Origin of the sequence: Falsiruegeria litorea R37, assembly GCF_900172225.1 — a bacterium.
GTDB lineage: Bacteria > Pseudomonadota > Alphaproteobacteria > Rhodobacterales > Rhodobacteraceae > Falsiruegeria > Falsiruegeria litorea.
In genome coordinates this window covers 2,150,792-2,169,319 of sequence record NZ_FWFO01000001.1, presented here as the reverse complement: position 1 = coordinate 2,169,319, position 18,528 = coordinate 2,150,792, and the positions used below count along the sequence as shown (strand labels likewise).

General features: G+C 52.8%; 14 protein-coding genes. 5 read left to right on the top strand and 9 right to left on the bottom strand.

The features are described from left to right. Positions 1 to 23: 23 nt before the first annotated feature. Positions 24 to 773, bottom strand: a complete 750-nt coding sequence (locus TRL7639_RS10620) for a VOC family protein (protein WP_165759793.1) — start codon at positions 771 to 773, stop codon at positions 24 to 26. A 1,579-nt stretch (positions 774 to 2,352) separates the two neighbouring features. Further along, positions 2,353 to 2,733, bottom strand: coding sequence for a hypothetical protein (locus TRL7639_RS10605; protein ID WP_085795644.1), 381 nt, complete (start codon positions 2,731 to 2,733; stop codon positions 2,353 to 2,355). A 426-nt stretch (positions 2,734 to 3,159) separates the two neighbouring features. Between TRL7639_RS10605 and TRL7639_RS10600 the strand changes: the two genes are divergently transcribed. Then, positions 3,160 to 4,674, top strand: coding sequence for a Fic family protein (locus TRL7639_RS10600; protein ID WP_085795643.1), 1,515 nt, complete (start codon positions 3,160 to 3,162; stop codon positions 4,672 to 4,674). Positions 4,675 to 4,835: 161 nt separating this feature from the next. On the opposite strand, the gene TRL7639_RS10595 is transcribed toward TRL7639_RS10600, so the two are convergent. The 7 genes from TRL7639_RS10595 to dcm all read right to left on the bottom strand — a co-directional run bounded on the left by TRL7639_RS10595 (position 4,836) and on the right by dcm (position 13,341). Then, positions 4,836 to 7,007 (bottom strand): helix-hairpin-helix domain-containing protein, encoded by a 2,172-nt coding sequence (locus tag TRL7639_RS10595; protein WP_165759792.1) that lies wholly within the window; start codon positions 7,005 to 7,007, stop codon positions 4,836 to 4,838. A gap of 68 nt (positions 7,008 to 7,075) precedes the next feature. Further along, positions 7,076 to 7,510, bottom strand: coding sequence for an EcoRII N-terminal effector-binding domain-containing protein (locus TRL7639_RS10590; protein WP_085795641.1), 435 nt, complete (start codon positions 7,508 to 7,510; stop codon positions 7,076 to 7,078). After that, positions 7,507 to 9,330 carry a DEAD/DEAH box helicase gene (locus TRL7639_RS10585; RefSeq protein ID WP_085795640.1) on the bottom strand — a complete coding sequence of 608 codons (1,824 nt, stop codon included), beginning with the start codon at positions 9,328 to 9,330 and terminating at the stop codon, positions 7,507 to 7,509. The genes TRL7639_RS10590 and TRL7639_RS10585 overlap by 4 nt, the downstream gene beginning before the upstream one ends. Then, on the bottom strand, positions 9,320 to 10,138 hold the full coding sequence (locus tag TRL7639_RS10580) for an HNH endonuclease (protein ID WP_085795639.1): 819 nt from the start codon (positions 10,136 to 10,138) through the stop codon (positions 9,320 to 9,322). The genes TRL7639_RS10585 and TRL7639_RS10580 overlap by 11 nt, the downstream gene beginning before the upstream one ends. A 9-nt stretch (positions 10,139 to 10,147) precedes the next feature. After that, positions 10,148 to 11,773 carry an ATP-binding protein gene (locus tag TRL7639_RS10575; protein WP_085795638.1) on the bottom strand — a complete coding sequence of 542 codons (1,626 nt, stop codon included), beginning with the start codon at positions 11,771 to 11,773 and terminating at the stop codon, positions 10,148 to 10,150. 1 nt (position 11,774) lies between these two features. Then, the gene (locus tag TRL7639_RS10570) at positions 11,775 to 12,251 is read right to left on the bottom strand and encodes a very short patch repair endonuclease (protein WP_085795637.1); all 477 of its coding nucleotides are present in this window, start codon (positions 12,249 to 12,251) and stop codon (positions 11,775 to 11,777) included. Between the two features lie 13 nt (positions 12,252 to 12,264). Next, on the bottom strand, positions 12,265 to 13,341 hold the full coding sequence (gene dcm, locus TRL7639_RS10565; protein ID WP_085795636.1) for a DNA (cytosine-5-)-methyltransferase: 1,077 nt from the start codon (positions 13,339 to 13,341) through the stop codon (positions 12,265 to 12,267). A 1,031-nt stretch (positions 13,342 to 14,372) separates the two neighbouring features. On the opposite strand from dcm, the gene TRL7639_RS10555 reads away from it, so the two are divergent. From TRL7639_RS10555 to TRL7639_RS10540, 4 genes are read left to right on the top strand one after another with little or no spacing between them, the layout of a single operon-like run. After that, the gene (locus tag TRL7639_RS10555) at positions 14,373 to 14,750 is read left to right on the top strand and encodes a helix-turn-helix domain-containing protein (RefSeq protein ID WP_085795634.1); all 378 of its coding nucleotides are present in this window, start codon (positions 14,373 to 14,375) and stop codon (positions 14,748 to 14,750) included. A gap of 25 nt (positions 14,751 to 14,775) precedes the next feature. Continuing rightward, positions 14,776 to 15,009, top strand: a complete 234-nt coding sequence (locus TRL7639_RS10550) for a hypothetical protein (RefSeq protein WP_133057638.1) — start codon at positions 14,776 to 14,778, stop codon at positions 15,007 to 15,009. Between the two features lie 42 nt (positions 15,010 to 15,051). After that, entirely contained in the window at positions 15,052 to 16,986 is a 1,935-nt protein-coding gene (locus TRL7639_RS10545) for a site-specific integrase (protein ID WP_085795632.1), read from the top strand. Then, the gene (locus TRL7639_RS10540; protein ID WP_085795631.1) at positions 16,983 to 18,344 is read left to right on the top strand and encodes a hypothetical protein; all 1,362 of its coding nucleotides are present in this window, start codon (positions 16,983 to 16,985) and stop codon (positions 18,342 to 18,344) included. Before TRL7639_RS10545 ends, TRL7639_RS10540 begins: the two co-directional genes overlap by 4 nt. The last annotated feature ends 184 nt before the right edge of the window (positions 18,345 to 18,528 follow it).

The following is an 18,528-nucleotide window of genomic DNA, read 5'->3' as shown; positions in this document are numbered from 1 at the left end:
TCCTGTCGTGTTCAAATCAGGTGTCATTTAGGTGCAGCAGGGCGTTGTGCGATACCAAAAGCGGCGCCTGCGGGATCTATCAGAATGGCCAAGTCCCCGCCGCGGACGGCAAGTCGCGCACCAAGCTTGGTGGCCATGTCAATCGTGTCGCCAAGGTTTTCAACCAGCACGTAGGGAAGCCACATGTGGCTTGCTTGCTTGCGAGATACCCGGATCAGGCCGCCTCGATCTTTTCCGTCAGAGGTGAAAACCCGAAACTTGCCCGTGTCAGAGCGATCTCCAACGCGCGTCTCGAACCCGGATACGTTTCGGTAAAAGGTTTCTGCCGCCCCTGGGTCGGGGGTCAGAAGATCCACCCACACCCAGGATCCGGGCGGGGGCTCGCTCCCAAGCGGAATCCCTTCGGTGCCGTCATAAAGCGTCACAGGCGCCCCGCCAGGGTCACGGACCGCGGCCAGTGTGCCATTTGGGCCTGCAAAGATCGAACCAATCTGCTGCCCACCGGATGTCTGGGCACGTGTGCTGGCGGCAGCGGTGTCAGTGACGCTGAGTACCGGTTGCCAGCGGGTTTCGGGCGTTTGCTCATTTGTGTCTTCAATCGTGACCATTCCACCGACCAAGATGCGGCCGTTGGTGATCAGCTGGATGTTGTCAGTGCGTCCTTGAGCGAATTGCCACCCAAACAGCCTTGAGTAGAATGATTGCGACACCGCTGGGACATCCGTGATCAGGTCGAACCAGGCAAAGCTGCCAGGCGTCTTTTCAGATCGCATGACGGGTGTACATGCGATGATCAAGGGCAGGCACAGCAACATCATTGCGCGCAAGGTCGTTTGCAGAACAGCCAGCAATTGAGACCCCCCGTTTGGGTGCTTGTTTGTCCGGTATCTAAAGATATTCAATCGCTGCAACTCTTTACGATCCGGGTCGCCCTGTCCATCCTTGGCACCAAAAACCGTTGCAGTTTCACGTTTGATGCGAGCGCAATGGCCAAAGCGGCGACGCCGGGCTGCAAAAATCGTGTGTTGATCTGGATTATCTGGGAAACTGCGCACTAGGCCCCGAAAAACTCATGCTACGATGCAGTTTCAAGGGGATAGTGGCGGAGAGACAGGGATTCGAACCCTGGGTGGGCTTGCACCCACAACGGTTTTCGAGACCGTTTCTGAGGCTAAAGCCGAAAGGTTCAAACCAATAAAATAAGGACATTCTAACGGCGGATTAGGCAATCTGGGCACAGAAAGAGGGCAGGGGTGTCATAGAAAAGTGTCATAGTCATGTTGTATTCGGTCCACCCATTGAGCTGGTGGAAAATAGGGGAAAAGTTTTCCGAACAGGGCGGAAAGCCCGTTGTTCAGAAAGGCAGGCCCTTCGTTCCACGCTCAAAGTCCGAGAACAATCAGTTAACCGCGTGACAAAGTCGTCATCGCTTGCACTCAGTGCGGCTGGCGCTGCGTGTATTCCAAGGCCAGGCTCATAGAGCTCGTCGGCCGGGATACTCCTCTTCCAACGGCTCTTGGGATCACTACGAAAGAATGTCCGCGTGCAAAACTTCGAGGAAACGTGCTGCATCGCCGATGCAAAACTCATTACCCAGAATTGTCCGGGTGATATAGTCAACGTGGGTTTATTGGAGAGAGATGAGTAATGGATGATAGAGCGCTGATTTCCGAGATTAACAGAGTTTTGAAGATGCACGGCCTTGAGCATGGCAAGCGAGACGCGGCTTTTGACGTCCTCTGGATCTTATTGCATCCAGGTTCCACGTCGACATCAACAAAGGCGATTTGCGATGATGGAAGCATCCTCACGGTTCAGCGCTGGACTCTATCTAACAATGAACGCGAGAACGAAATGAAAGTTGAACTCTCGTATAATACTGATACTTCAAGAAAATAATCGGTTCAGAAATTTGTTTGCGAATCCAACGATCCTACCTTCTGATTGGTCAAAAAATGAGATTAAGGCAGATGGAGGTGGCGTCGGCACATCGATTTACACTGGTTCATGGTGAAATCTGTCGCATTCTCAATCAGCGGAATTGTCGCTTCTCGTTCCACCCTTTCCACCTCCGAAGCAAAGCAAAGATCCTCCGGTGATTTGAGCATAAGGTTCGCGTTCACCGCATATCACTGTGTCACCTGTGTCTCTGAAATCCCCGTATTTATTGCCTGCGCGCAAATCTCGTGCGTTTCTGCTTGGAGAAAAGAAAGACTATGAGCGGCAGAATGGATTTTCATGAAACAGGCAAAAACGCCGCTGTAGACGCGTCGATAATTGTCCAATCCACGATCCAGGGAGATTTTCCAGTCTGTATCCTACCAAAATGACCAAACCGTTGGTGCCGATGGGTTACCTTTTCTTCCAGCGCAACACTCTCTCCATGTTTTTGTGTGCAGAAAGCTCATCGATGAGAAGTTGAGCTTGATCAGCAGCAGCTAAAATAATCTGATCCATGCTTCTTTCAACGGCTTGATAAAATTCTCCGAACTCTCGAGGATGGACCAACAATCTTAAATATGTCACGCCGAAGTGGAGAGGGGTCACTCCCAAAACCGTCCGCACTTCAGAAAACCGATTGCAAAGACCATTGTTGTACAAGTCATAGTACACACAATTGGCACGGCGAAGTTTATTGAATGAACGGTGTGTTCTCATTGGATCATCGGCCAAACTGTCCAATTCTTCCACCACACTCTGATAGGTTCCAGTCTGATCCCAGTAGCAGCCCATTTCCCATTCTCCTTGATTTCTTGAGTAAGATGAAACTGGGTCTCCATGCCAAAAACCGGAAATACATGGCCTCGGCTTTCTGGATCTATATTTCAAAAATTTGTTCAGCTTTGAGGTTGGGCGCTTCTCTCCACGAAGTTGGGTAAGGCCCGGGGTAGGTCAGATCCAGCTGCAAAAGCGATGGTGGGGTGCCGAAATGTTGGTTTGAGGGTGTTAGGGGGTGAGTCTTTTGTACGAAGTCCTCTGGTTGGTGAGGAGTTTGTGTGCTGGGTGAAAGAAATGTACAGATCCAAGCTCTTGATCTGAAGGTGATGGCAATGTGCAAAAATACCTATATGGTGAAAGAAAAGTATAAAGGGTGATTGTTTTGTACGATGGCGGTGATAATATTGTATGCATGTTGATGTTAGGTGAGGGCATTGTGCGATGATAGCCCACTTTCATGGTCGAAGACTGCCAGAACCAGGTAACCCGGCCGGGTATGCCTGGATCGTCGACACCTACAATCTTCAAGTCCCCATGCCTCCGCGTCTGATGGCCGTTGCTGACCGGCACAGTCCGGTCTCCACCGATGACTGGATCATGCTGCGATCACGCCAACAGCCAAAAGATAATCTGATCGGTCATCTTCGACTCGCTTTCCGATATGAAGGCATCAATCTCAGTGTGCTTGATCGCCTTTTTCAGGTTGTCCCTGCCGAAGAGATCACCGAGATGGTACAGCACCGTGTGACGGGCACGTTTTCCCGGCGCCTGTGGTTCATTTACGAATGGATGACTGGCGCGCGGCTGGACCTGCCGGATCTCGGCAAGGTAAAGTACGTCAGTATCCTCGATGAGGAACTGCACTATACCGGCATCATCGTAGAGAATTCTGCGCGCCACAAAATCCATGACAACCTACCCGGTACGCCCGCATTTTGCCCGACTGTCCGGCGGACTCCGGAACTGTTTCACCTGCTTGAAGTCAGAAACCTGACGGATGAGGCCAGTGCAGCGGCTGGCAGGGTTCCAGAAGACCTGATGCGCCGGGCCGCGGCCTTCATGCTCCTGGATGACAGCAAGGCATCATTTGCCATTGAGAATGAAAAGCCTACCCCTGCCCAGGGGGCTCGATGGGGACAGGCCATCGGAGAAGCCGGGCAGCATGAGCTTTCTGTCGATGAGCTCAACCGACTCCAGCAAATCGTGATCGGAGACGCCAGGTTTGTGAGGCTTGGCATCAGGAAGGAAGAAGGGTTCATCGGCTCCCATGATCGCAACACGATGGAGCCGATCCCATCGCATATCAGCGCCCGATGGGAAGACCTTGATAGCCTGATGGCAGGTCTGATCGATTACGATGAGATCTCATTGGCGCGGCATCAGCATCCGATCCTGACGGCGGCAGTGCTGGCATTTGGTTTCGTCTTCATTCACCCCTATGTCGACGGAAATGGCAGGCTTCACAGGTACCTGTTCCATCACGTGCTGGCCCGCGCCGGGTTCAACCCTCCCGGAGTTGTATTCCCCATCAGCGCCGTGATCCTGAGAAACATTGAAGAGTACAACCGGGTTCTGAGGGCCTATTCTGGTCCTCTTCTGCCATTTATTGATTGGGCGGCCGATCCGAAGGGAAATGTTAAGATCGCCGGAGAGACGGCGCATCACTACCGGTATTTCGACGCAACGGAACAGGCCACCTTCCTGGCACGTTGTGTCCAGACCACGATTGATGAAGACCTGCCACGGGAGGTTGGTTTCCTCAAAGGATATGACCGGTTTGCCATGGGGCTTTCCCGCATTGTCGATATGCCCAACAAGGAAATTGAATTGCTTCGAAAGTTCCTGGCACAGAATGACGGCAAGCTCTCAAAGAGAGCACGGGGTGGCGAATTCGAGGCCCTGAGTGATGACGAGGTCGAACAGATCGAACAACTCTATGCTGAGAGCTGGACGTAAGACATTCAAACAACATGAATTACATTCTGCAATTGCCTGCAAACCCGGAAGGCTTCGGAGGCAGGCTAAAGATCCTCCAATTCCGCCCCCCAGGATTTCTTCTGCTGTTGAAAGCAATATTATGAGTGCTCTGCGGAGATACCCGGAGATACGACTGGTTTTCAGTGGCCCCTTCGGAAGCCTCGAAGGACGATCCGTTGCGGAGCAAACTCTTCGACGTCTTCTTCTTCCTGAATGGTTGGGACATCCTGAATGTCGTGCTTGGGTTTTTGAGCGTCGGCGGGCCGCAATTTTGTGTACCGGTGAAGCCTCCCCATTGGATAGCCGGTGACGATAGCAACCAGGGCAGGCAGATATGGTGTGATTTGTTCTTTTTCGACGTCCCATCCCGCAGCCAACATGTCGGCGGCCAGGCTTGTGTCACCATCGGCCTTCTCGAAACATTCAGCGACAAAAGCCCAGTGCTCCAGGAAGGCGGTACTGAGGTGCACCGTGGATATTGCAAGGTTCTGGCCAATGTACACATCACTCAGAAAGCCCAACAAATCCGTTTCGATGCGTTTGATCGTTGAGCCGTAACCGCCCAAGTCTGAAGCAAGCGCCTCGGTGGTTGGCCTGTCCAACAGTGCAACGGAAGAGCGCCGGGTGAAGACATCGGCCGCATGTGCCGAAATTTTCCGAGAGTTCAAAACGGAAACAGTTGTCGGGATTATGCTTTCAAGGAAGCTCAGCGGATCATTGACATCGTATATCGGAAGAAAGGCCACTTCCGTCAAATCCGTATATTTCCACCAATCGACCAGCCCATCAGGGTAGGTGCACTTGGCCAGGATTCGAATGCTGTCATACACCCGGCGGGTGTGGGAGGTGTCTGAAGCAGATAGGGCTCCACTCTTTATCGCCGTGAGAAATTCACCAACCGTCGCAAAACCCTGTTCTTGAAGAACTGCTGCCGATTTGTGAACTTGAAGTAGCTTCAAGGGGAGGTCAACGATCGGGTGATCTCCCTTCTTGAACGGGGTAGTGTCAAACAGTACCGATGACTGAAACTCCTTCCCGGCCGCAAGCTCCCCGGTAATTATCGCAGTTACAAGAGGCAGGGCGTCTGCAAACTCCCGTCTCGGCACGGACCACGCCTTTTCAAGACCGTTGACAAAATCAACGAAGGAAATGTCGTCATCAGATTTTGAAAAGTATTCAGCGGCAGCTTTCCACGGTTCCGAAAATTCCGGACGGAAGCGGTAGGGCGCATTTGCATAGTCATCATGGATCAGAGCGTTGGCCAGGCGCGTAAGGATTTTTGCCTCCTTTTGTCTCACCCTTTCCCTTGTCACCTTTTCGGTGAAAAGATCGCTGACCGCTTCGAGGCTCAGCCTTTCCTTGGGCGGGGCCATGATCCTGCTTGCGAGAATGATACCGTCCTCTTCGCTTTCACAGGTTTCAAAAGCGTCTTTCAGGACCGCAGGAAGGCGGGCAAGTATTTGGGAAAAGCTGCCCTCCTGAGGTTCTTCAGGGAACAGCCCGATGTTCATTCCCTCGCAGTAAACTTCCCAGGCGATCGACCCGTCCGGGTTTTGGGATTCTGCAATTGCAGTCAACGCCCCATCAATCCGCTTGGTGGTTGCCTTTCCCATTCCGGGGATGTCCAGAAGTGCTGATTGCGGGGCTGAGGCAAGGTCTCCGATGGTACCCAGGCCGTTCTCGATGAGCTTCCTGGTTTTTGGCCCAAGGTGAAGGCATCCTATGGTCAGTTCCCGGGTCTGTTCACTGAGAACTGAAATGATTTCAGGCTCTTCCCGAGAGGTATCGCGGTTTGGAAGCGGGGACACCAGAGGATGCAACGCAGCAAGCCGAGACAGGACGGAATTATCTGAGCGAGCTTCCTTTGCCAACGAAAGAAGCTGGGTCCAGAATGCGGCCAGCTTCTTTGCTCCCAACCCGGAAGGGAGAGGTGATATCCCGATACGAAGTGCATCCAGCAACTCTCCAAAACTCTTCAGCCCCTCCCGTTCAAACATGGCACCAGCGTTGCCGAATGACTTTCTGTTTACAGCAAACAGTGGGTTTTCAGAGTCGATTCCGTCGAATTCAGGGCAAACAAAGAAGAGCTCATCTAAGCCATCCTCACACCCCTCGTAGTATTCAATCCAGTCAACATTGGCTCCCTGGATGCAGGATACAAGTCTAAGCAAGTTGGCAAGGAGGTCTTCTTTTGCCTCCTGTTTCAGAGAGACGGAGGAAAGTGCGCTCTCGAGGTCTTCGATGAAAATGTAACCCTGGTTTTCGAGAAGAGTGCTGGTTCCAGGTGACAAATGAAGGTGTCGGTGGCTCATTTTAGGTGAAATGGCCGGTTTGTGAGGTTCGTCTTTGCGTAAACCTTGGTCCACGTCCTGAAATAAGTTCAATGAATCCTTCTCCATCCTCTCAGTACAATCCGATTGGATGTTTCACCTGTGTCTTCGTCAGAGTGGGAATTGGCGATCAGCCGTAATTTGAAAAATTCTTGGCCTTCGTCCTTGGAAAGCTCCAATTCGTCACCGGATTTTGCCCCGGACTGTCTTAGATACCCAGTCAGGCAGGTAAGCCTGAACTCATTTCGGGTTCCGGTTTCGTCGTGGAGTTTGTTGTTATAGTAAATGAACTGCAACTCGATCTCCTCACCATGTTCATCAAGGCAGTGAATGGTTCTCCGTGGGTTCTTGATGGTTGGATCCAAGTCTCCGAGGAAAGACCTAAACTCAACGTCTGCCTTGGGAATGAGCATTCCGGCTTGGTGGCTCTTCGTCTCGCCGGCATCATTGGCGCTCAGTGTTTTTCTGTATGTCTTTTTCGTCATGGCAATTGTGGCCTGATGTTCAGGGCATTCCTCAAATCTTCATCATCTCTTGTAGACACCGGGGCTATCTCGTTGCCCATTTTGTTTTTCCAAGCCGAACGATCAAGCATAATCCTTTCGACAGTATCCTCGTAATAAAGGTGGTAGATCGTGACCGGTAGTGTCTGCCCCCTTCGGTGTGCCCTTGCGCTTGCCTGAGCTTCCAATGCAGGATTCCAGACTGGTGTCATGTGGATGACGACGGTCGCTGCAGTGATATTCAAGCCTGCTCCGGCAGCCTTCGGGTTCAATACCAAGATGGCCGGGCCGTCCTCGGCAGAGAATTCATCGATTATGCCTTGTCGGTCTGCTTGCGGTGTTCCTCCGTTGATTGCGCCCCAATAGGCGCCAGAAAGGTCGGGAGCCGCTTGCTGCAGCAAATCCCCGAGACGATTGAACAGGGCGAAGACCAAGACTTTCCGGCCTGTCGTGAAAGCCTCTCGGATCAATCGGACAGTTTGCTCCATCTTGGTGTTAATCAGCGGAAGATCTACAACTTCAACGATGTCGGCATTTTCGGTGTCGGTGACATCGATGCCGGATACACGCAGCCAAGGGTGAGCACACACCAACTGCAGCTGCAGGGTGGCGACGAGCGCCCCGGCGACTGGATATTTCTCCAGAGTGGCTTCCCGAACCGCGTTGTAATGCTCAACGAGAGCACTTTCCATTTCCAGAGGCATCTCGATATCTATACGCTCAGGAAGATCGTCGGCTACGTCTGCGACACGGCGCTTCAGCATGACAGGTTCGACGATTTTTGCGACTTCTGCCGCCGTCTCGATCCCATCAGGGAAATTGGCCTCAAAATCAGACAATGTGCCGAGAAGTCCGGGAATGGCGAAGTCGGCCAGTGACCATAGGTCCACAAGGCTATTTTCAACAGGTGTCCCGGTCATGGGAACAGTTCGGACGCGTGGAATGGTCGCAACGCAATTCCTCCGCCCAGAGGCCGGGTTCTTAATGGCCTGAGCCTCGTCACAAATTACCCAAGACCATTCAAATGCGGAAAAAATCGAGATGTCGTTCACCATAGTGTCATACGTGGTGATGACTACCTGAGCACTCTGCAGACCGGTGAACACACCGGTTCTGTAGGCGCCACGGTGAACCAGGACCGACAGGGAGGGTGCAAACCTTTCGATTTCACGGACCCAGTTTGCAATGAGGCTGGTTGGGCATATGATCAATGCGGGTGATTGCTCTGGTGGGGGATCCTTCACGAGCAGCGCAATTATCTGCAGGGTTTTCCCAAGGCCCATTTCGTCTGCGAGGATCAATCCTCCGTGCGCTTGGACGGTTTCCCACATCCAGGCTACGCCTTTGGCTTGGTAGGGGTACAAATCAGCGTTTAGACCGGGCATTTTCAGCTCGTCTGGATATCGGGAAGCGGATACCGACCCCGATTGCCCCGCTGCATCAGTGAGTTGGATGCTCAAGGAACCATCCGATGAGGCGATGTGCTGTCGGAGCTGTCCGTATCCAACACTTCCGTCATGATCCACGTCCATGGAAGCTTTCAGCAACTCCTCAGCATCATGAGGTAACGGGCGAATGGTCTTGTCATCAAGAACCCAGTCGAATTCATTGCCGAAGGCAAGTATCAGTTTTTCTTTACCTTTTACTGTTCGGCGCCCGGCCATTTTTGCGACGAGTTTCCCATCTTCCTTGTCGATGATGACCACTGGATCAAGGACACGACCACTCACACGAATGCCCTCTGGGAGAGCATCCGGAAGGTCAGCAAATTTTTCGGGAAGTGAATTCACATCAGTGGACATTCGTATCCATCATACTCATCAGTTCTTCGATCGAATACGGCGTGGGCCGCCGTGTGTGGACTGCTCGGTGGCAATTCGGGCAAAGAGGAACAAGATCTGTCTTTGGATCGTAGTGCTTCTCCTCATGCAATTGAGACACTGGTTGCAGGTGGTGTACCTCAAGAACCTTGCCCGCAGGTCCATATTTCAACTGCGGTTTGATCCCGCAGCAAAAGCACTTGTAGCCATGCACTCTGAGGCAAAGGAGCCTGTTTCTCGGATTTCTCTCTCGCTTCCGAACAAGCGCGAGGGAAAGGGCTCCCTCCAATTCTCCTGACGTGTCCTCAGGGACTATTTCGTCGTAACCAATCAGTTCCGCCATTGCAGCCATGAGGGGCACAATGACTTCCCGGCAAGTAGCGACGATCGCATCACCGCCATCTGCCGTGGTTTCGTGTTTGAGGGTAGCTGCTATCGTAAATCTACCATCATCAACCGTCCAGCATTCAAGGCTTTGACCAGGAATTTCCACGTTGGCCTCGACCCTGATGCTGGTTACGAGGGATCGTGCCAGTTGGATGTCTTCCGCAGGGGCTTCGGAGATCTGTTTCAAAATCTGCCTTGAGAAATTCCCGAACCGAAGTTGCACCCGGTGAGCTTTCAGACCATGCGGTCGGAGTTCGACAATCGGTCCCTGTCGTTTCTCCAAATCCTGGAACCAAATATCCAAACCTGACCGAATTCCAGAGGCTACAATGCTCAAAGCGACAGACGCACCCGTACCTTCGCTCAACTCAGATGCAATCAGGTCTGCGTGATCTTTCAGCATTCGAAAGCTCTACTCGTCCTCAAGGTCGTCGCTGGTCGGTGTGGTCACGTCGCGCAACAGCTTTCTAAGGTTTGAGGAAATCTCTTCGCGGATATCTGAAAAAATCGGATCCAGTTCCTCGTTGGTGTTGTTCTGCTCGGCTGCAGTGAAGGCCCAGAGCAGAAGATCCATTCCCTGTACGGAATAGCCGCTGCTTGCCGCGCGAAGGTAGATTTTTTGGTAATAGTCGTGATGCTTGTTCAACAATACTGCACCGACATGTCCCTCAACTCCCGCACTCCTATAGCTGGGTTCCCACAGGTCTCCTGACGTGATCGTGTCAACGGCTTCAATATAGAGACTACCAGGTTCGACGTTGTTTTCGATCTTCTGGCGAATTTTGATCTTCGGCCCGCGATTGTTCGAGATCACTGCACTTTGCGTGTCGGGATCCGCACCCTCAACTGTTGCTTGCCGCGTGTTTTTGGTGCCCTCCACAGTGCGGTTCGAAGAAGTATGATCAACCTTGGCCTTCGCTGCGGCTTTCTGGGCTTTCTTTCGGTATCGCAGGTTTGCTTCCCTGCGCGCTGGTCCGAGAAGCTTTTCAAGATATTCGGACAGGGCCGGATCAAAGAGAACACGGGATTTCTTCACGTCGATATGAAATGCCTCATCCAGTTCGTGCCCAAAATCAAATTCAATTCGTAGCAATGACATATGTGGGTCGAGACCGCCGAAAACACTGAGCCATCCACCGCTACTTATCAACCGACCTTCCCTGTAGATGTAGAATCCCTGGCCCCTGTTGGTAATGCGAGCTTGGCTCTTTTCGTCGTCGTCCAGGTCGTCACTGTGAGGAAGGATCCATGCCGCGACCGAAGCATTGTGTGTACTCCCGTCTTCGACCTGCACCTCCATTGCCTGTTGTTTCTCAGCAAGGACCTGTTCCGAGCGTTCTCGGAAAAATGGATCCCATGGCCCGACTTTGACGCCATCAACAGAAATCGTGATATTCCGCTCTCGGGTATCGGCTTGATCCAGAAAACGGTGATAGATCTCACTTACGTGTTTCTGCAATCCAGCAGAGAGACGGCCAATCGCAGCCTTTTCCTTCGCACCACCGGGTTCGTCATAGTTCTTTGAGAGGATCCTGTCGCATTTCGACCATACGACGAGCGTTCCACTTCCTTCCCCACACAGTTCCTCGAAGGCTTCTTCCTCATCAACCGTCACCGGTTCCCTGCTCATTTCCCAGAGCCCCGATGCTTCGACGTGATCAAGGTCCCAGGAAAGCTTGCTCAGGGCTTCATCGGGTGAGTTTCTTGAGATCAGCGTGAATTGGCGGCACACGGAACTCGAGGCGGTTTTCAACCCGAGGCCAAACTTGCCAAGGCTTTCAGGGTTTTCACGCTCGGGAGCCCCGTAGCGCATCGCCTTGAACACACCGTCGGCATTCATACCGGAACCATCATCGCCGAAATAGACAAATTTTCGTCCGTCTTGCATCAAATCGATGCGAACATTGATCTCCTGAGCGCCAGCAGCCACCGAGTTGTCTATGATGTCGGCAGAAGCTGTCCGAAAGTCATAGCCTGTATCCCGTAGACCGTTGATCAGCCTTGGGGCGTCTGGTTCGTTAATCAGTTCGTTGCTCATTTCAAACGCTCGTTTTCGCTTTCTGGTTTGCTATTGAATGACTTTTTCGCCGTGTGTCAGAAGATATTTCTGCAAATTTTTCATGGGACTGCAACCAATCGGTGATACAGGTGACAAGTTTCTCAATCTGAATTTCCCGAGTTGCACATTCCCAAACAATTAGAACGCGCCAGCCGCCATCGATAAGACTTTGAACCGCTGCCTGATCGCGCTTTCTGTTGGAGAGAAGTTTCTCTTGCCAGAATTCACGCCGTGTCTTTGGCAGTCTGAAATATCGGCAGCCTTCATGCGCATGCCAAAAACACCCATGGATAAAAATTGCTGACCGGTATTTGCTCAACACAAGATCTGGTTTTCCCGGAAGTTCCTTTCTGTGAAGTCGAAAACGAAATCCATAGGCGTGTAGTGTGCGCCTGACGACAAGTTCAGGCTTTGTGTCCTTGGACCCGATCCGCGACATCATCTGTGATCGGCTCATCGGGTGCCGTGTCTTAGGCACGATTAACCTTTCTTGACCTGATAGCCACCGTGTTGGTAAGCCACGGTTCCATGGCATTTGCGATCGCAATGGCGACCGGTGCGGCCACTGCGTTCCCAAATTGGCGGTAAGCTTGGGTATCCGAAACAGGAATGATCCAGGGGCGATTGTTACCTGGTCGGTCAAACCCCATTAGACGTGAGCATTCCCGTGGGGTCAGGCGCCTCGGAATGTCTCCATCCTGCTCAATAAGGATTTCTGAACCGTCCTTGTAATACCTTGCGGACAGCGTTCTGGCGACATCGCCAGGCCCTCGCAAGCCGAAACCAAATCCATTGCCCGCAGCTTTGTGTTTTGCAGCGTACCTCTGAAGATAATCCCAGAGTTTGGGGGTCAGGGTATACTTTTCCGACACTTCAGCAAGCGAGCCCACTGTAAACGGAAATTCAGCAATTTCAGATCCATCTTCAGGATGAAGGATATCTTTAAGAATGGGTTTGCGCCCTTCAGGAATCTCCACATCTTCCATGGTAAAGTTGGTCGGAAAATCTCTACGGAAACCAGATATGAAAATCCGTTGCCGATGCTGGGGGACCCAACTTTGGGCATCTATGACGCGATAGTCGACATCGTAATCGAGTTCGTCCAATGCATGCAAAATGACACGCATCGTATTCCCCTTGTCATGGCTCAGAAGGTTCTTCACGTTCTCCAGCAAGAATGCCTTCGGTTTATGGTGCCTTAGGATCCGTACGACATCGAAGAATAGCGTGCCTTGAGTCTCGTCGGCAAAACCATGAGCTCTTCCCAAGGCATTTTTCTTGGATACCCCAGCGATTGAAAAGGGCTGGCATGGGAAACCCGCGAGCAACAAGTCGTGTGCCGGGACGTCCTTTTCATTGATCGCTGTGATGTCACCTTCGATTTTGTGGTCATCGTCTGGGAAATTCGCCCTATAGGTTTCTTGAGAGTATTTGTTCCACTCGGAGGTGAATACACATACTCCACCGATTGCTTCAAAACCGATCCGGAGGCCGCCGATTCCGGCAAATAGATCAATAAAACGAAATGGTTCAGTGGCTTTATTCATTCTGCTCGCCGTGCTGTACGTTAGAAGGTATGCCCCACGGACCTCACACTCAAGATAACGCGCAGTACGTGGTGTTTGGCTATATGTATGCGACAAGCGAGGCTCTCACACAACTGCTATGAGCCACCACGTGGCAGGGAAACGACAATTTGGATACGGTGTCTGCTGGATCTCCCAAATTTATCGGTTGCTTCGTCTGAAGACTTCGGCGTTCTCGTTCGGTTCTCTTCAGTATCGTTGCTGCGGTTAGCACGCTGCGCAGCAAACAGTAGTATTGGTTTGACGGTTTGCTTCAGAACTCCCGAAGGGCGGCTATGCACGGGCAGGCTGAGGCACGTGCTGACACTTCGTGATGAGGATCTTGGGTCACTTCAAATTTTGGGAAACAAACCCGGTCTGGAAGTCGAAAAAATCTTGGTTTCGCATAGCTCGGTGAGGGTCACGACCCGCGCGCGCAGTCTTTCATCCACGGAAAAGCCCTGACAACCGTGTCAAATAGTGGGCCCTGCAAAATCTGCACCGGTTTCTGTAAAATCTGCACACTAAGCTGAAATTTCTGCATCTTTGGCTGCAAAACCTGCATATTCGCCTGCAAAAGTTGCATTCCACCCTTTTCAAGGTGTTGAAATCATGAGGCAAACTGCCCTTCCGAAAGAAGAGAAACTCCAGAAAGAATAGAAAGGCCTCTGATGAGGCCGATTTCTGTTTTGAGTCGATGACCCCACATATCCCACCTCTCTGGGTACGTCTGACGCGTGCTGATTGACGGGCCGATGACGACCGCAGAGCCGCCTGCCGGGGAGTTTTCCTATTCAGATTGAAGGGTCAGGTTTCTCTCAGGCATGTTGTCCGAACATGGCAGCGCAATACCGTGACTTCCGATCTGGAAAACCTGGTCGTGTCGGCGAAACAGGTTCACTGAGATCATCCCAAACACCCTCAGTCTGACGGCAAGAAACAAATTTGTCCTCACATTTTCAGAGTTTCGGAAATCGACCGCATCTCCTTCCCGATGAAAGAAGGAGAAACCCATGCTTAACACTGCCGAAGTTGCCCATCATTTTGACCTGACTGGCGAAACCGTTCGAAGAAAGATCCGAGCTGGAGAGCTCATGGCGACACGCGATCGCCGGGACTACCGTGTGACTTGGCAAAGCGTCTGGGCCTGTGAGCAAGGCCCAATGCCCAAGCGTAATCATTGTGAGCGTTACAAGGAACCTCTGCTGTCCAAGAAGCATCTTGCCGGTTCCACAGGGTATGACATTCGCACGGTCGAACGCTGGATCCAAGACGGGCTGCCGACACGGAATGCCTTCGGCAGCGTGCGGATCAACCCTTCCGATGCAAAGGAATGGCTGAAACATGTGCGGGGCCTCGAGATTGAAAATCTCGAACGCGTTGAGGTGTGACCTGGAAATGTCTTGCACAGATCCGATGGCAGTTCTTCCGACAGAACAGGATACCTCCCGACATTTGCACAAAGGTCCGCAAACAGGAATCGGCGTTGTGTTTGAGGGCGGTTTTGCAAATCGAGGGATTTTCCCGACATATCGTGCGATTTTCCTCCTCATCCCCGTCATCCTCCAACAGTGTCTCGCCTTCTATTTTGAGATGGGCGAAGCGGTTGCAGGCGGCGCTTCTGCCTGTATCCGCAGCTCGCTTTCTTGAGAGCTGCGGATACAGGCCGAGGCGCTGCAACAGGAGAATAAGATGACCTTCCAACACCAAGCCAACTTCAACAGCATTGAGCAAAATCTCCTCCAGGTCCGGGCTTGGGCAGAAAAGAACGGCGAACCCGATGATGCCATCTATGAGCTCAACAAGATCCCAGCCCGTCTGGGCCTGACGGATCATGACCTGGTGTCTCTGTCAGCCGATCAAGTCTACTTCGAGAAGAACATTGCACCGGCCCCATACGGTGCTGTCTCCAGAGCAAAGGACCTGGAAGCAGCACGTCGCCGGGGCAACTCGCGTGTGCGCAATCTTCTGAAACGCTTTCACGAAGCACAGTCAGAATCGCCAGCGGTCTACGGCCGCGATGACTGGGACAGGCTGATCTCCTTTGTGTCCGATCGGGAAGGGTTCCTGGAGCGCGGAGCGACATTCGCAACCGGGAAATCGCGGTGCCTGACCTCCCTGAGGGCGCGTGCTCGGGTTTCACCACGAGACATCACGCAATCGGAAATCGACCTCATCATGGCCGAGGCGACCAGTGAGAAGCGCAAGTCCATCCGAAAAGCCATTTCGTTTCTGAACCGGCTGATCGAAGACTTTCCGGCCGATCCGGAAATCACAGGTCTTCTGCCTTCCAAATTCTTCGACATGCCCAAGGGTTCAGACCGTGCCCGCAGTATTGCCTGGGACAGTCTGCCAGAAGATCTCAGGGCCTCCAGTGAGCGCATTATGAACGCAGCCGTTGCCGGCCCCAGGGAACTGGTCGAGCTCGCACGCACTCGGATCAAGAATGGCGAAGATCCTGAAACCGTCATGGCGGAGTTGAATGAAACGGCCTCGACGTCCCGAAAGGCACCCGGAAATCCAGATGCTGCGAAATCCGGCTATCGCACCGCCATCACCTGGCTTCTGCGCGCCGCCGAAGACATTGGTCATGACACATCAAGCTTTCTCGATCTCGAAGACCTGTATGACCGGGAAATCATCGAAGCAGCATGCCAGCAGCAAATTGACCGCTCAAAGTCATCGGATGAATTGAAGGACCCGGCGCAATCGCAATCGCTTGGGAAGCGTCTGACCGATCTCCGTACCCTTGCCCGACACGGAATGAAACGCGGCGACCTGGTTGCCCTGATTGATCTTGCCGGGCGCTTCAATGCCGACAATGTTATCAAACCGGGCAAGATCACCTCGGACAGCGCCGATGCTGTATGTCGCCTCATCCAGTCCTCACCTCATCTGGCGGCCAACTTTGTAAACGCGCCCAATACAATATCCTATGCGGCGGAACAGAAAATTCGCAAAGCGCGGGAAGAGAACAACAAGGATCACGAAGCTCAAGGATTGCGTCTTTACGCAACGGCTGTCGCCTTTGCCGTTCAGGTTTCCCGGCCCGTACGCACGTCAAACATCATCCGTCTAAGGCATCGGATTGCTGGAAACATTCCTGGAAACCTTGACTGGCTTGCAAAAGGCAAACATGCGCGACTGACCTTCAAAGAAAAGGAGGTGAAAAATGCCAAAGTCATCACTGTTCATCTCGAGGGTGATGAAGCCCGCATTCTATGGAAATGGCTGACGGAACATCGCGCGAGGTATCTCGAGCTGAAAAAGCTTGAAGACACAGCCTACATCATTCCCGGAGCCGCAACACCGCGGCTTCAAAAACGCGAAGTCAACCTGCCGCGTGGCTGCGTCGCCCCAAGTACGATGGCTGAAATCTGGGATGAAGGCGCCCGGATTATCGGCATTGATCTGACACCTCATGAGGCAAGGCATTCTGTTGCGACCCTCATCCTGGCGCTCGAACCCGGGAATTTCGCAAAGGTTGCGTCCGTTCTCGGCGACCACGAAGATACCGTCCGAAAACACTATGGCCGCGATAGCGGTGAAGCTGCGGCTCGTGAGGTGCGGGCGGCGCTCAAGAAACGTCACCCTGAAATGTTCCGAAAAATGAAAGGAGGGAAATGAGCATGGCAAGATTGACGGCAAAGGAACACCTTTTAGCTGCCCCGGCAGCTGTGCGCCGGGCAATGCTCGATCCTGAAGTGCATCTGACGCCGGGTGTAGCTGCGGTGGTTGGACGGTTCTTCCAAGCCCTAAAGGATTTCGGCGATCCCTTCGACAACCCATCAGCACAGGTCTTCACAGCTGCCGCCAAATCGGAATCCACTTTGGCAACCCTGTTGCGAGCGCTCGCCACATACGCACCGATGGTGTCGACGGCAGCTGGCAGGGACTTGCGGCGCGCCTATTATGCGCAACGACCTGGCAAAAAGGCCGCCTCAGGGCGGACAACGACGGCAACACCATCAAAGCCTGCATCGGCCGCACCATCCACCTGGCCCCTGGAGTGGCAGCTCATGTTTTTGGGTTTCAGGACGTCATCCAGCCTGAAGCCGAGCTCCCTGAAGCGCCATATTGCCTCGATCGACCGTTGTGCGGCAATCCTGGCAGATACCGACGCAGACGGAACCCTGACTTTTTACACCGCCTACTGCCTTGCTGAGCGCTTCCGCGAAATCGGCATCAAACATCGGACAATCGCGGGCTATCTTGGCGGCCTGGTCTCGCTGGGAAAGCACGGTGATGCCCCGAATGCAGATCTGAATGGCATCCGCATGCTGGTCAAATATCACCTCGAACTCGCCGAAATGGAAGAAAAGGAAAAGGTTGCCCGAATTGAATCCCTTATGGGCAAGGGGGGATACGAGTTCATTGCCGGCATCACCGGCGATCTCAGAGACAGGTTAGCCGGGATGCCAGGGCATGCCGCGCAAGCGCATGTTGTCCGCCAGCAGATAGCATTACTTGCGCTTCATATGAACAAACCGGCCAGGACCGGCGACGTTTCCGGTTGGCGCCTCGGGAAGGAACTCATTCGTCATACGGACGGCACTTGGGAGTTGGAGTGGTTCCAGGAAAAGAACGCTGCCGAAACCGGTGCTGGACGGCTTTGGGACGAGGTTTCTGAAATTCTCGACCTGCTTATCCTCGCAGGCGGCCCGGATCGGTTTGTGAACCTGAGGTATCATGAATTGCTGGGAAAGAACTGGCTTACACTCGGGGATCTTAACCCGGATCGAAAACTTCCGAGCCAAAGGATCAAAGAGGCCATAGGAGTGCCCTCTCATGATCTCCGCACTCTCGCTGCAGAATACCTCCGCTTGGCTGATCCAAAGAGGGCACCGGATATCATCCAGACCCATCTTGGTCACCAAACACTGAAAGCCGGGGAGTCCTATCGGATCTCTTGCGAAAGCGACGCAGCCGCCAAGGACTGGCTGAACCTCAAGCAGGACATCGCATTGGGCAAGCTTGGACCGTAGGTCAGTTGGGGGTGCAAGCGTCATTGATTTTACCAGCAAGACGGATTGGAAGCCGGCCTTTCAGCACATTCCTCGAGATGAGAATGCGCTGAAAAGCGTCCTCCAACCCAAAGATACAAAAGGAAGAAACATGAAATGACCTCCGAACAATTCACCCCGCAGAGCTTCTTGATCATCAGCAAAC